This window comes from Methylacidimicrobium sp. AP8 (assembly GCF_903064525.1).
GTDB lineage: Bacteria > Verrucomicrobiota > Verrucomicrobiia > Methylacidiphilales > Methylacidiphilaceae > Methylacidimicrobium.
In genome coordinates this window covers 574,776-588,391 of record NZ_LR797830.1, presented here as the reverse complement: position 1 = coordinate 588,391, position 13,616 = coordinate 574,776, and the positions used below count along the sequence as shown (strand labels likewise).

Annotated in this window: 13 protein-coding genes; 3 read left to right on the top strand and 10 right to left on the bottom strand. The window is 63.7% G+C overall.

What is annotated here, in order from left to right:
- Nucleotides 1-33 precede the first annotated feature (33 nt).
- Nucleotides 34-492 (bottom strand): division/cell wall cluster transcriptional repressor MraZ, encoded by a 459-nt coding sequence (locus MTHMO_RS02630; RefSeq protein ID WP_237394723.1) that lies wholly within the window; start codon nucleotides 490-492, stop codon nucleotides 34-36.
- 134 nt (nucleotides 493-626) lie between these two features.
- On the opposite strand from MTHMO_RS02630, the gene MTHMO_RS02625 reads away from it, so the two are divergent.
- A complete protein-coding gene (locus MTHMO_RS02625; RefSeq protein WP_202213400.1) occupies nucleotides 627-1,331 on the top strand; it encodes a UDP-N-acetylglucosamine diphosphorylase in 705 nt (234 codons plus the stop codon).
- 24 nt (nucleotides 1,332-1,355) lie between these two features.
- Here MTHMO_RS02625 and MTHMO_RS02620 read toward each other — a convergent pair whose 3' ends face one another.
- From MTHMO_RS02620 to MTHMO_RS02610, 3 genes are read right to left on the bottom strand one after another with little or no spacing between them, the layout of a single operon-like run.
- A complete protein-coding gene (locus tag MTHMO_RS02620) occupies nucleotides 1,356-2,360 on the bottom strand; it encodes a VWA domain-containing protein (RefSeq protein WP_202213399.1) in 1,005 nt (334 codons plus the stop codon).
- A 54-nt stretch (nucleotides 2,361-2,414) separates the two neighbouring features.
- Nucleotides 2,415-3,320, bottom strand: a complete 906-nt coding sequence (locus tag MTHMO_RS02615) for a DUF58 domain-containing protein (protein ID WP_237394722.1) — start codon at nucleotides 3,318-3,320, stop codon at nucleotides 2,415-2,417.
- Nucleotides 3,321-3,337: 17 nt separating this feature from the next.
- Nucleotides 3,338-4,309, bottom strand: coding sequence for a MoxR family ATPase (locus MTHMO_RS02610; protein WP_202213397.1), 972 nt, complete (start codon nucleotides 4,307-4,309; stop codon nucleotides 3,338-3,340).
- Between the two features lie 208 nt (nucleotides 4,310-4,517).
- Between MTHMO_RS02610 and MTHMO_RS02605 the strand changes: the two genes are divergently transcribed.
- Nucleotides 4,518-5,606, top strand: coding sequence for a heme A synthase (locus MTHMO_RS02605; protein ID WP_202213396.1), 1,089 nt, complete (start codon nucleotides 4,518-4,520; stop codon nucleotides 5,604-5,606).
- Between the two features lie 21 nt (nucleotides 5,607-5,627).
- Nucleotides 5,628-6,578 carry a heme o synthase gene (cyoE, locus tag MTHMO_RS02600; protein WP_202213395.1) on the top strand — a complete coding sequence of 317 codons (951 nt, stop codon included), beginning with the start codon at nucleotides 5,628-5,630 and terminating at the stop codon, nucleotides 6,576-6,578.
- A gap of 43 nt (nucleotides 6,579-6,621) precedes the next feature.
- On the opposite strand, the gene MTHMO_RS02595 is transcribed toward cyoE, so the two are convergent.
- The 6 genes from MTHMO_RS02595 to MTHMO_RS02570 form a co-directional block, all read right to left on the bottom strand.
- Entirely contained in the window at nucleotides 6,622-7,167 is a 546-nt protein-coding gene (locus MTHMO_RS02595; protein ID WP_202213394.1) for a cysteine hydrolase family protein, read from the bottom strand.
- A gap of 22 nt (nucleotides 7,168-7,189) precedes the next feature.
- On the bottom strand, nucleotides 7,190-9,013 hold the full coding sequence (typA, locus tag MTHMO_RS02590; protein ID WP_202213393.1) for a translational GTPase TypA: 1,824 nt from the start codon (nucleotides 9,011-9,013) through the stop codon (nucleotides 7,190-7,192).
- Between the two features lie 65 nt (nucleotides 9,014-9,078).
- The gene (locus tag MTHMO_RS02585) at nucleotides 9,079-9,909 is read right to left on the bottom strand and encodes an S-adenosyl-l-methionine hydroxide adenosyltransferase family protein (protein WP_202213392.1); all 831 of its coding nucleotides are present in this window, start codon (nucleotides 9,907-9,909) and stop codon (nucleotides 9,079-9,081) included.
- A gap of 25 nt (nucleotides 9,910-9,934) precedes the next feature.
- Nucleotides 9,935-10,966, bottom strand: a complete 1,032-nt coding sequence (locus tag MTHMO_RS02580) for a lysylphosphatidylglycerol synthase transmembrane domain-containing protein (protein WP_202213391.1) — start codon at nucleotides 10,964-10,966, stop codon at nucleotides 9,935-9,937.
- A gap of 24 nt (nucleotides 10,967-10,990) precedes the next feature.
- Entirely contained in the window at nucleotides 10,991-12,310 is a 1,320-nt protein-coding gene (locus MTHMO_RS02575; RefSeq protein ID WP_202213390.1) for an aspartyl protease family protein, read from the bottom strand.
- Nucleotides 12,311-12,335: 25 nt separating this feature from the next.
- The gene (locus MTHMO_RS02570) at nucleotides 12,336-13,367 is read right to left on the bottom strand and encodes a hypothetical protein (protein WP_237394721.1); all 1,032 of its coding nucleotides are present in this window, start codon (nucleotides 13,365-13,367) and stop codon (nucleotides 12,336-12,338) included.
- Nucleotides 13,368-13,616 lie beyond the last annotated feature (249 nt).

Here is a 13,616-nt window from a genome sequence, read left to right as displayed (position 1 = left end):
GTCCTTCCCAGCCAGGATCCGCCGGCCATTGATTTAAAACCCCGTCTTCTCCAACACATCTTCCAAGGTCGTCGGCCCGAGCTGCAACGCCCGCCACGCTTCCGTGCTCCAAATCTCAAAATGATCGAAGCAGCCGGCCAGCACCGCATCGCGGCGGAGGCCGGCCTGGCGGCGCAAGCGCTCTTTGATCCCGATCCTTCCCTGCTGGTCCCAGCTCACCATCTGGGCGATGCGGGCCAACGCCTCGAGCTGCCGCCGCAACGGGTCTTGGAAGGAAAGGCCGGCAACCCGCTCCCGGAGCCGTCCCAGCCAGCTCTCCGGATAGACCTTGAGGCACTTCGAACGGGACGGGAAGGCGAAGAGCCGACTCTCATAGCCCTCCTGCCTCCACTCCGAGGGGATGGTTATCCGCCCCTTGTCATCGAAGGCGTGCTCGAAGGCATCGGTGTAGGTCGCGTTCATCGGGGCATCCGCCCCCCCGTTCTGCACCACTTTTCTCCACTCCTTACCACCCGTCAATCCATTTTCACCCTGTTTTTTTTTGTCGGGGAGCTTCCGAGATCCGCGCAAGTTCCGGGCGAATCTTCTTGCGAGCCGATGGAGGAATCTTTTTTAAGGGAGCGATCATGCCCGAGCAGATCTCCCCCTTTTCCCCTGAAAAGCTTCTCGACCTTGCGCGGACGAGCCACGCCTCCTTGTTTCAGGGGATCTCTCGCGTTTGGGAAGTGCTGCCGCGTCTCGCCCGCTATCTCGAGGAGCGGCTGGAGCCGGTTGTCCTGGGGGAAGTCTCTCCGCTGGCCACGGTAGGTCCCCGCGTCCGGATCGAAAAGGGTTGTGTCGTCGAAGCGGGTGCGGTCATCCTCGGTCCGGCCTGGATCGGGGAAAACTCCATGATTCGGCCGGGAGCCTATCTGCGGCAGAACGTCATCGCCGGAAGAGGCTGTGTCCTCGGCCACTGCTGCGAGTTCAAGAACGCTCTCCTCTTCGATTCCGCCCAGGTGCCCCATTTCAATTACGTAGGCGATTCCATCCTGGGAGCTCATGCCCACTTGGGCGCCGGCGCGATCCTTTCGAACCTCCGTCTCCGCGGCGACGAGGTGCGCGTCCGCTTCGGGCAGACCGTCTTTCCCACCGGCCTGCGCAAGTTCGGCGCGATCCTGGGCGACGGCGTCCAAGTCGGCTGCAACGCGGTGCTCAATCCGGGATCCATCCTCGGCCGAGGATCCCTCGTCCATCCGGGGGTCGTTTGGAGCGGTTATCTCCCGGAAGGAGCGGTCGCCAAGGCGGCGGTGCGGCCGGTCGTCGCCGAAGTTCCCGGCGCAGTCCGGTAGCCCGAAGAGCCCGGCGCGGCGCGGTCACGCCAGCAGGCGGCGGCGGGCCAGGAAGAGCGCCATGCCGCACAAGAGGACGGCGGGGGCCAGGAAATAGGGATAAAGGTCTTCGGTCAGCAGACCGGGCCGATCGGAGAAGGAGATCTTCTTTTCGGCATCGATCGCCGCGAAGGCCTCCCGAATCGTTCCCTCATCCATCGCCCGGAAGTAGCGTCCCCCGGTCTGCTCCGCCATGCGGCGCAGCAGGGCTTCGTCGAGATCCGACGGCGCCGTTTCCGCCCCCGCGCCCGGCCTCGTTTCGCCTAGGAGAGAGGCGGCGTCGGCCTGGCGTCCGGCCCCGATCGTGAAAATCGGAATCTTCTTCCTGGCCGCCAGTTCGATCGCCTCGTCCGGAGAGAGGGTACCGCAGTTGTTCCCTCCGTCGGTCAGCAGAATGAGAAATTTTCCCTTTCTTTTCCCCGTTTCGTCCGCGGCTTTTCCGGTCAGGCGCACCAAGGCCAGCCCGATCGCATCGCCGATCGCGGTCCCATCCTCGATCATTCCCACCTCTAAGCGATCGATCTGCCGACCGAGCCACCGGTGGTCGAAGGTCAAGGGACTCACGGTATAGGCCCTCCCGGAAAAAGCCACCAAGCCGATCCGATCGCCGGCGCGCTTCTCCAAAAACGACTTCACCACGCTCTGCACCGCTTCGAACCGGCTCACCGTCCGGCCGCCCTGCTCATAATCCTCGGCCAGCATGCTTCCGGAGAGATCGAGAACGAGCATGATGTCGTAGCCCTCGCGCGGAATCCGGAAGAATCCCGCCTCCCTGAGCGGCCGCGCCAAGGCAAGAATCGCCAGCAGGAGTCCCCCGTACGCGCAAGCGACCGCCATCTTCTCCCACTGGTTCCCGCCCTTGCTTTGCCATCGCCCGGCGAAGGGGAGCAGCCAAGCGGAGGGCTTCTTTCGGCGTCTGGCCCAAATCAAGAGCGGGACCAGAGCGAGGAGAAATAGGAAGAAAGGGTGCCCTAGTCGCAGATGACCCATGGTCCATTGGGGCGAGGAGGTTTCCGACCGCCGCCGGAGTCCGAGACGCCCAGGCTAAGCAACGGACATTTGCCGCCGGCGCGCAAGCAGGAATTGCGCGAGTCCTGAGGCAACCGGCAGGTCGGTCCTCAGCACGCATGCCGATCGAGAAGATGGGAAGAGCTCCTTCCATCTCCGCTCGCGGTCGCGGACCCACTCCTCCTGGCGCCGGCGGACGCCCGGAGACGACGTGTCCAGGGTGAGAAATTCTCCGGAGGTAGGATCCAAAACATCGATCACGCCTATCTCCGGCAACCGCTGCTCCCAAGGATCGTCGATCCGAATCCCCACCAATTCGAATCTCGACCGCAATCGCTCCCAGTCCGCCGGCTTGGTCTCGCCGGCGAAGTCTCCGAGCCAGACCAGAACCCCGCCGCGCACCAGCGCCGAATGCACCACCCGCCAGGGAATCTCCAGGGGGGGCAGCGGCCAGCGGTCCGGCGGGCGGCTCGTCAAAAGCTGCAAGAGCGAACCAAGGATTCCGCGGCGATGCCGCTTCGAGGGGTAGAGCCTGTAACCGCCCGGATAGACGTGCAGGATCGCCACGCGATCACGATTCTCGGCGGAGAGGACCGCCAGGAAGCCCGCTGCTTCCAAGGCCGTCTCCCGCTTGGTTCTGCCCTGGGAACCGAAACAGAGCGAGGGGCTGTCCTCCACCAGGAGGAGAAGAGAAAGTTCCCGCTCTTCGACGTACTTTTTGCGATATGGCTCCCCCTTGCGGGCCGTGACGTTCCAATCGATGTCCCGCACGTCATCGCCGAACTCGTAACGAACGGTCTGCTCGAACTCCATCCCCTTTCCGCGAAAGGTCGAACGGTAGCCTCCTTCGCGGAGGGATCGCGAGGATCGGCGCACCCGCCACTGCAGGCCGCGCAAGAGCGCGCAGCCGGCGACGATTCGGGAAAGATCCTTGGGATCCACGGCGAAAGCTCCTCCCATTACGCGCCCGCCTGATCGGGCTCAGGGACCGCGGTGGATTCCACCAGTTGTTCCAGGACCCGGCCGATCTCGATTCCCTGCGCCTCCGCTTCGTAGCTCAATCCAACCCGATGGCGGAGGACATCGGGAACGATTTCCCGGATGAGCGCGGGGGTTACGTAATCCAAGCCCCGCAGCCAAGCCAGCGTGCGGCCTGCCAGAAGGAGCGCCAAGGACGCGCGCGGCGAAGCGCCATAGGCCAGCAGCTTCGGTCCTCCGAGGAATTTCTCCCTGCGGCTCGCCCGCACGAGCTCGAGGATGTAGCGCTCGATCGCCGGGCTCACGTAGACTTGATCGATCTGGGAACGGAGCCGGCGGATCTCCTCCGCGGAGGAGACTCCGGAAATCTGCGGCGTTTCGGTCAGCCTGCCCCACAGGCGCAACATCGAGCGCTCTTCCTCCTCCGACGGATAATCCACCAGGACCTTGAAGAGGAACCGGTCCGCCTGCGCCTCCGGCAGCGGGTAGGTTCCCTCTTGCTCGATCGGGTTCTGCGTCGCCAGCACAAGAAACGGATCGGGGAGTCGATGGGCGGTGCCCCCCAGCGTCACCTGCCTTTCCTGCATCGCCTCCAGCAGCGCGCTCTGGACCTTGGCCGGAGCGCGATTGATTTCGTCGGCCAGGACGATGTTGGCGAAAATCGGGCCGAGATGAGGATAGAACCGGCTCTCCTGCGGGTGGAAAACCATCGTGCCGACCACGTCGCTGGGGAGAAGATCCGGAGTAAACTGGATCCGCTCGAACTGCACCCCCACCGCCGCCGAGAGGCTCTTGACCAGTAGCGTCTTGGCCAATCCCGGCATGCCCTCGATCAGGACATGTCCACCGCAAAGAAGAGCGATCAGGAGCCTCTCGATGATCCTATCCTGGCCGAGCACGGTCTTGTGCACTTCCTCGAAAATGCGGCGCCTCCACTCCGGTCCGTCGATCATGATCCGTACCTCCGTCAGTATAGCCAGCAGCCCCTTCGCCAACGCGAGGCTCTTTTTAAGAGCCGGGGCACGGAAACCATCCCCATCCGGCGTCCCGGGGCGTTTGCTCTTTCGGGGAATGTCCGTCTCCCGCTTCGGGCATTCCCGCAAGGTAGCGCTCGAGGAAATGCGACGTGACAGCCCCCGGAAATGAGGCTAGTTTGTCCGGTTGGGACCGCTTTCCTTGGAAACGCCACGTCTTCTCCCCTCGAAGGCCCTGCACCGGTTTGCCGGCGTTCTGGTCGCGGCTACCCTTGTGCTGATCGGGGTCGGTGCGCTCGTAACAAGCACCGAGTCGGGCATGTCCGTTCCCGATTGGCCGACGAGCTTCGGCTACAACATGTTCTCTCTTCCCTTCGCCCGGTGGGCGGGAGGGGTGCTTTACGAGCACAGCCACCGCTTGGCCGCGTCCGCGGTCGGCTTTCTGACCATCGCGTTGGCGGTTTGGGTCTGGTTGCGGGAGCGCAGGTCCTGGATGCGGTGGGCCGCGGCTGCGGCTCTGCTTCTCGTTATTCTCCAAGGAGTGGTCGGCGGGCTGCGCGTCATCTGGGTGGCCGATCGGCTGGGCATTCTCCATGCCGCTCTGGCCCAAGGCTTTCTCGCCCTGGTCGCGATCGTCTGGCTGGGCACCTCGGCTCGCTTGTGGCTTCCTGCCGGCGGGGGCTTCTCGGGGAGAAGCGTCGGCTCCTCGACCCTGCCTTCCTGGATTCCGGGCGCCTTTCTGACCCTCTGCCTAATTCTCTATATGCAGCTTCTCGTCGCCGCCGCCATGCGCCACGCCCATGCCTGGCTCTCCATCCCCGACTTCCCGACGGCCTACGGCCAATTGTGGCCGCGCCTCACCGAATCCGATCTCGCGCAAATCAATGCGCAGCGGGCGGCCCGGAGCATCGCGCCTACTTCCCTCTTCCAAATCCACTTGCAGCTCATCCATCGTGGGTTGGCGCTTCTGATCTTCTTCTTCGCCCTGGTACTCGCTTCCCGCCTCTGGGGCGAGGATAAGCCGGCTCCCCTGCGCCGCATGACGGTCTGGTTCTTGCTTCTGACCGGTGCGCAGATTGTATTAGGCGCGTTTGTAATCTGGAGCGGAAAATCCGTCGTCCCGACGTCGCTCCATGTTCTGCTGGGCGCCATCCTCTTCCTCCTGGCGGTCCTGAGCACCGGGTTCGCCTACCGATACCGCTGGCTTGCCGGCAGGGAGGCTCCGGCTCCCGGAAGGACTCCCATGGGCGACGCGGAAAGGGAATGTCACGGGTAAGCGAATTGCGTTTCCAACCCGATGAAGCACGTCTTCCGCGATTCCTCCGCTTCCCGGCTCCCGACCGGCGGTCGGTCCGCGGCCGTCGCATCGGGGCTGCGGCGGTCGCCGGCGCCTATTCGCTGGTGGCAAGAGCTTTCGGAACTCATCAAGTTCCGGCTGACCCTCCTCGTTCTCCTGACCACCCTGGTCGGCTTCTGCCTCGGCTCCGCCCGTCCGATCGACGGCCTACAGGCTCTGCACACCGTCCTAGGAACCGCACTCGTGGCGGCCGCCGCTGCGATCCTCAACGAGGTGATCGAACGGCAGCAGGACGCCCGGATGACCCGCACGCAAAACCGACCGATTGCCGCAGGCCGCGTGGCCGGACCGCAGGCTGCGGCGGCCGCGGTCGCCGCCGCCATGGCCGGAGTCGCGTATCTCGGGTTCTTCGCGAACGTCCTCGCCGCGCTGGTCGCCGCCGTGACTCTGGGCATCTATGTTAGCATTTATACTCCGCTCAAGCGGATCAGCCCCTGGAACACCTGGGTAGGGGCGGTCTCCGGGGCTCTGCCTCCCGTCATCGGATATGTGGGCGCCAGGAACGAAGTGGATCAAACCGCCCTCTTTCTCCTGGCCCTGCTCTTTTTGTGGCAGATGCCCCATTTTTTCGCCATCGCCTGGCTCTACCGCAACGATTACGAACGCGCCGGCTTCCGAATGCTGGTCGTAGTCGATGCAACCGGGCGGAAACTGACCTCGCAGACGGTTTTCTTCACTATCGCGCTCCTTCTCGTCAGCCTCTGGCCGTCGGCGGCAGGAACGGCTGCGCTTGCCTACGGTCCGGGAGCGGCGGGGCTCGGAGCCCTCTTCATCTGGGCAGCGATACGGTTCCATAACCGTCCCGATCGATCCACGGCCCGCGCCCTCTTCTTCGCCTCGATCGCCTATCTGCCACTGATCCTGGGGCTTCTCGTTCTCTGCTGGAAGTAGGGAAATAGCGGGATTGTCGGGCGGGGCACGCCGGCGGGCGGATTCAGATCCGCCGGCTCCAGCGGTCCGCCAAGTCCCTTCCCGTGGTCAATTCCGCCCCGTAGATCCGATGCAGATACTCCAAGCCCGATTCGTGTTCGGCCTCCGCAAAAGCGGTAACGCAATCGGTGGGCACGACGATCCGGTAACCCCGGAAAAACGCGTCGGCGGCGGTGTGCCGGACGCAGATATGCGTGTGGAGGCCGGTAAGCACAAGCGTGTCCACGCTGCGGGAGCGGAGCAGCGAATCGAGCCCGGTTTCGAAGAAGGCGCTGTAGCTTCGCTTCTCGAAAAGATAGTCGTCCTTGTGGGGCGTCAGTTCCGGGATGACGCGGGCTCCGTCGCTCCCGCGCATCGCGTGCTCGCCCCAGAGCCGCAGCTCGAAATCGTGGGGAAGATGGGCGTCGCCCACGTAGATCACGGGCTTGGCCGCCGCCCGTGCCGCGCCCAAGAGGCGCGCCAACGGATCGATCAGGGCGGCCGCCCGGGCGGCGGCCAGCTTTCCGTGAACGAAGTCGACGAGCATGTCGACCACGATCACGGCCTCCATACTTCCCTCCGAAGGCCGGCGGCTATGCGCCAGCGACCGCCTCGGCTCTCCGTCTTTCGGTGGCGTTCAAGATCTTCTTCCGCAAGCGAAGCTTCCTCGGGGTCACTTCGACATACTCGTCCGGACCGATGAATTCGATCGCCTGCTCCAAGGTCAGCTTCCTCGGCGTCTCCAAAAGGATCCCCTTGCCCTCGCCCTGCGAGCGCATGTTCGTCAGATGCTTGGCTTTGCAGGGATTCACGGGTAGATCGCCCGGACGCGCGTTCTCGCCGACGATCATCCCCTCATAGACCTCTTCCCCGGGGCCCACGAAAAGCACGCCCCGTTCCTGCAGGTTTTCCAGGGCGAACGCGGTCGTCGTCCCTTTCTCCATGGAGACCAGGACCCCGTTGCCGCGAAGGACGATCTCCCCTTTCTTGGGACCGTACCCGCAAAAAAGATGGCTGGCGACCCCCTCCCCCCGGGTCAGGTTGACCAGCTCCGTCTCGAAGCCGAGCAGTCCGCGGGTGGGAATGACCGCCTCCACGAAAACCGTGTCCCGCAGATGGCGCATGTTTTGGACCTCGGCACCCCGCCGGGCCAGAGACTCCAGGAGGGCGCCCAAGCACGCCTGCGGGAGATCGACATACAAGGTCTCCAGCGGTTCGAGCACGCGGCCGCTTTCGTCCTTGCGGTAGATCACCTCGGGCCGCGAGACCATGAGCTCGAAGCCTTCCCGGCGCATCTGCTCCACCAGAACGGCGATCTGCATCTGTCCCCGGCCGCTCACTTCAAAGGAGCCCGTGCCGTTGTCCGCCACCCGGAGTCCCACGTTCGTACGGATTTCCCGGAAGAGGCGCTCCCGAAGATGGCGGGCCGTAAGGAACTTTCCCTCGCGGCCCGACAAGGGGGAATTGTTGACGAGGAGGCGCATCCGCACCGTCGGCGGGTCCACCTCGATCCGCGGCAACGGTTGCCGATCCTCCTGGTCGCAGAGGGTATCCCCGATGTCCACCTCTTCGATCCCGGCCACCGCCACGATATCCCCGGCGGCGGCTTCGGGAAGCTCCCGGCGTTCCAGGCCATGATAGCCCAGAAGCCGGGTCACGCGTCCTTTCCGCGGTCCGGCGTCCCGCGACAGGCAGACGACGGGATCCCCTACCCGGATTCGTCCTCCGTAGATCTTCCCGATGGCCAGCTGGCCCAGATAATCGCTGTAATCGAGATTGGCAACCAGGAGCGAGAAGTGGGCGCCGGCATCGGCTTTGGGCGGAGGAACCTTTTCGACGATCGTTTCGAAGAGCGGCTCCATTCCGTGCTTTTGCGCCTCCTCGATCCCGCGCCATTCGCGGGTAGCGAAGCCGACTTTGCCCGAGGCGTAGAGAGCGGGGAAATCGAGCTGCTCGTCGGTCGCTTCGAGCTCGAGGAAAAGCTCGAACACTTGGTCGAGGACCTCGTGGGGCCGGGCATTCTCCCGGTCGACCTTGTTGAGCAGGACGATCGGCGCCAGGCCGGCGGCCAGCGCCTTCTTCAGGACGAACTTCGTCTGCGCCTGCGGTCCTTCCACCGCATCGACGAGCAAGAGGACTCCGTCCACCATGCGCAGGCTGCGCTCCACCTCGCCGCCGAAGTCGGCGTGGCCGGGCGTATCGACCAAGTTGATCTTGCAGCCCTTATAATGGAAGGAGGCGTTCTTCGCCCGAATCGTAATTCCCTTCTCCCTTTCCAGGTCCATCGAGTCCATGACCCGCTCCGCGACCGCTTGATTGGTTCGGAACGTGCCGGACTGGCGGAGGAGCTGGTCGACGAGAGTCGTCTTCCCGTGATCGACGTGCGCGATGATCGCGATGTTTCTTATCAGAGCCATGAGCAGAGGGAAGATAGCAGCGCCTCCCGCCCCGCACAAGTTCCGCCGCCTCCGCCCCCGGCCGGCTATGGCCTCACGAGGATCCGGGCCCCTTCCGAGATCTTGAGCTGGCGGGCTGCCGAAGCCTTGTTCATGCCGAGCTCCAGATAGTCCGAGCTGTTGAAGAGAGCTCCGATCTTCCCGGAAGGGATGTCCGCGTAGGTGCCGACGAGCGGCGCCGAAATGGTCTGCTCCCCGATGGAGATCCTCAGCAGGATTCCTTCCTGCAGGCGGGGAGTGAGATCCCTCGGGATATTGGTGATCACATTTCCGAAGTGGTCGATCGAGATGACCTGTCCTTGCACCGCCTGCCCGAGGACGCTGGCCGGGGTCAAATTGAGCGACTCCACCTTCTCGATCCGGGAGCCGAGCTGCTCCGGATCGATCCCGGCCGCCAAATGGGCCGCTGCCGGGCCGAAGATATCCCGGCCGTGAAAGGTGCGGGAAGGCGTTCCCGCTCGATGGAATGTGGGCTTATCGAGCTTCCAAGCCCGTCGCATGCCTTCGCGCTCGGTCACGAGCGAGAGCAGTCCGTTATCCGGCGCAAAGAAGAACTTGCCCGAGCGGGTCTCGAGCAGGATCGGCGCCCGCGGCGTTCCCACTCCCGGATCGACGACGGCGACGAAGATCGATCCTTTGGGAAACTCCCGCGCCGCCTCCTCGACCAGATAGGCGGCCTGCTGGATTTGGAACGGCTCGATCTGATGGAGCAGATCGACGACCCGGGCGCCGGGATGGATCGAATAGATCACCCCTTTTACTTCCGCCACGTAGGGATCGCGCAGCCCGAAGTCGGTGATCAACCCGATCACGGGCTCGCTCCGCGGCTCCTTCGAAGAACAACCGGCTAGGACCATCGCCAACCCTAGCGCCCAAAAAAGCTTAGCGATTGTGCAATCTCCTGCATTCCGCGCCCACAGGGCCCGCCCGATAATAGAGATAAACGATTCCGCCGACCAGGCTCCAGACGAGGCCGACGGCGAACAGGAGGAGGGAGAAGGCCACGGCCTCTTCCCGGCTCACTCCGAAGGAGCCGAAAAGGTAGAGTAGCGCCCCCTCCCGGATCCCAAGGCCCGAAATACTCACCGGCAAGGCGACCGCCACGTTCACGACCACCATCGTCGTCACCAGGAGCCAGAAAGGCAACTCCAGGCGCAGCGCTTGCATGAGCGCCCAAAGCAAGGCGGCGGAGCTCCCGTGAGAGAGGACCGAGAGACCGACGGCGATCCAATTTGCCCGCGAGGCCATCCGATAGAGGCGGGCGGCCGTGAGGATCTCTTCCAAGGCCTTTCGGGCGCGCGCGGCCATCTTCCAATGCCCCGGCAGCCGGAGATGCCCGCGCTCGAAGCCGTGCAAGAGCATCGGGATCGCCGCCAGGGTGGCAAGCGTCAAGAGAAAGAGCGCCACCGCCGCATTGCGAAGCACGGCGTGCGCCATCAGCTGCGGGTAGAAGGCCGCCGCAAGCAACGAACCCAGAACCAGAAGAACGACTCCTTCGAGAAAGCGGTCGTAGAGGACCGAGAAGCCGGCCATCGCCCCCTTGCCGGGGAACATCCGCGTCGCATAGTAGATCCGGACAAGATCGCCGCTTGTGGAGCCCGGCAGAATCGCATTGAAGAATTTCCCGATAAAGCCCAAGGCCAGAGCCTGCGAATAGGACAGAGGAAGATCCAACACCTGAAGCAGGATGCGCCAGCGAACGGAGGTGATCGGAGTCGAGAGCCCGGCAAAGAGGATGGACATCCCGAGCCAGAAGGGCCTCACGGCCGCCGCCAGCTTGCCGATCTGGCGCCAATCCACCCGGGTGGCGATCCATCCCAGGAGAATCGCGGAAACCGCCGCTCGCGCCGTCCACTTCCAGGCGTCCGCCCGCGATGGGACATTCCGGGTTTCGGCCGCTTCCTCGCCTGCCATCCTCCTCCACTTTCGGCTTCCGAGCTACCGCTCCGCGACGGGCTTCGCAGCGCACGCCGGTCCTTCCGTCGCGCCTTTGCTCTCCGAGGGCTCGAGAATGACACGCATGTGCTGGAAATCCAAGGTTACCCGATACCCTTGAAAGAAGGCGACTCCCAGGATGCCGTCGATCGGGAACCCCTGCATATGGTCGATGGCAGGGGGGAAATCGTACATCGTGCCGATATCCGCCTTCTGCTCGCTTTGGACGATGGGGCCGATCCGCAGCTCCCGGACTTCCGTGTAGACCCGCGGAAAGAGGCCCGCTCGCCGCAAGCTGATGATGTAGCCGCCGTGCGCGGGAAGATGCGCTCGGTGGATCAGCCGGCGTGAGAGGGTAACCGGCCGCCCCACGGCAAGGGTGTCCAACAGGAAGATCGCATCCGTGCCGTCGACGCGTCCTTGCAGCACGATCTGCCCCCCGGGAGTCCAAAAGAACGGGAGCACGACACGTCGCGTTCCCGGGTTGTCCTCCGCGCGCCGGGCTTCCGCCCGTCCCCGGTCGGCCCTACGGAGAAAGAGTTCCCTTCGGGGGTAGTCGATCGTCGTTTGGAAATGCGAGAGGAAATCGGTTCCGAGCAGGCCGTCCACCAACCCCTTCCAGTTGGGCAGAAGCACGGGGACCCGGCGGACCTGCATCGATCCCAAGTCCAGCGTATCGATCCGTCCGAAACGATTCTTGACCGACCACTTTCCGGCGGCCCAAAACCAAAACTGGAGAAAATTGTTCCGCAGCCGTTCGACCTTCGCCGCCCGCGCGACGGTGTCATTGACCGCGCTCATGCCTCCCCGCGTATCAAGGAAGAACTGGGCCTCCTTCCCGTTGACGCGCACCGGGAACTTCGGCCGCCGCGAGTTGGGAAGCAGGCCGAGCCGGACCGAAGTCGACCCTTCCAGCGCATAGGCTTCCGGCTCGAGCGTCGCCACCAGCTCGGCCAGAGCGGCGAACCCGAGGTCATCCTGAATCGCCGCGGACTGGCTCAGCTCCCCCGTCCGATACCAGGCAAGCGAGAGGAGCGCTTTGCTCTCCCGGTCCGACGGATCGAGCGTAAGCGCGCGCCGCAAGTGGACACGGGCTTCCGGGAGCCGGTTTTCCATGAGCTCGAACCATCCCAGCTTTTTCCAGGCAAAAGCATCGTTCGGATCGCGCTTAGGCAAGTTCCGGGCCTCCTGGGAGGCTCCCAGGAGATCGCCCTCGCGCAAGCAGCGGTCGAAGGCGGCGCGATCGGCCGCGCCGCCCGGGGTCGTCCAGGGCAGGAGGAAAAGCGCGAGTCCGATCCCCGCCGCTGCCAACCGCGCAGACATGATCCTTCTTTCTTAGAGGTTTCGTCTAGAAAAGCAGGTGAAATTTGGCGATGAGCGCATTGGCGTATTTCTCCTCGATCGTCGAATGCTCCAGGGCGATCTGGTAGCCGATCCCGAAGTAGTAGCGAAGATCCTCCTTGAGGGTGAACCGGCCGATCAAAAGCTCGGGCGTCACGAAGAGCCCCGGCGGTCCAAAGACCAAGTAAGGGGTAACGGAAGACTGGGAATTAAACTCGACGCAAGGCGTAAAACGACCGATCCGGTATTCGAAGGCCGCATTCCAAATGATAGGTGACGACAGCTTGCTGTTGTCTCCATCCGCCCACTGGGTCCCTAGGTTCACGATGAAGTTGAAGTTCCCCCAACCCTTTCCGAAGAGCAGCATGGGGGTCCACACCCAATGGTTTTCCACGCTCGGGATGTCGCCGGTAGGCGAAAGCGCGGCCAGCTGAACCGAGAAGACGTAATTCTTCTGGTTTTCCGGCGAGGCCATGATCCGGTGCCTCCACTGAAGGACCTCGCCGCGCCATCCAGTGGAAGCAGCGACTCCTGGCTCGTAGATATAGTTCGGCAGGGAAAAAGTAAATTGGTCGGTCGGCATCACGATCAGGCTCACCCCTTTTCCCGCGCCGAAGTCATACTTCTTATTGCCGTTCCCCAGTGTCTCGTCATAGACGTCATAGCGAATACGCTGCTCCAGCCGGGAGGTCGTCGTGACCAGCGGGGTCATCCAATTCGTCTGACGCTCCTTGGTCTCCGCGGTCATCCGGTGCCACTTGTCGAACCAGCTTGTGCCGGGCTCCTGATCGTTCATCGACTCCACAAGGTCTTGAGCAGCGATCTCCTCCCCCGGGTAGAAAACCGGGTCCGCTCGGCTCCGGCATGGACACGCAAAAAACGCAATCGCCGTGGCCCAGAGAAAAGCGACCCCGAATCCCGCCTTTAGGCCCTCAGGGTTCCAGGGAAGGCCCCACGGAGAGGGGTTGCGTGCGGGAAAGGTCAACGGGAAGGATCCTTGTTCGGAGGATTTCGGCTGGGAAAGCAGGAACCAGACCAAGAGGGGTCTTATCGCGGCGAACCGTCTTTCGCTTTCCCGTCCGCAGCCTGTCTCCCCACCCTGCGGCATCGGGGAGCTACGGCCTTCTCGTCCGGAACCCTCCGACACGATGCGGGTCCCTTTCCCGTTTGCTGGATGTATTTCCGGGATAAACCCGGGAACCGATCGATGGTTGCATGCATTTTCTCCGGGTCGGTCCGGCGCGAGAGGGCGGATCGTAAAAAAGAAGGGGGACTCGGCCCCTATCGC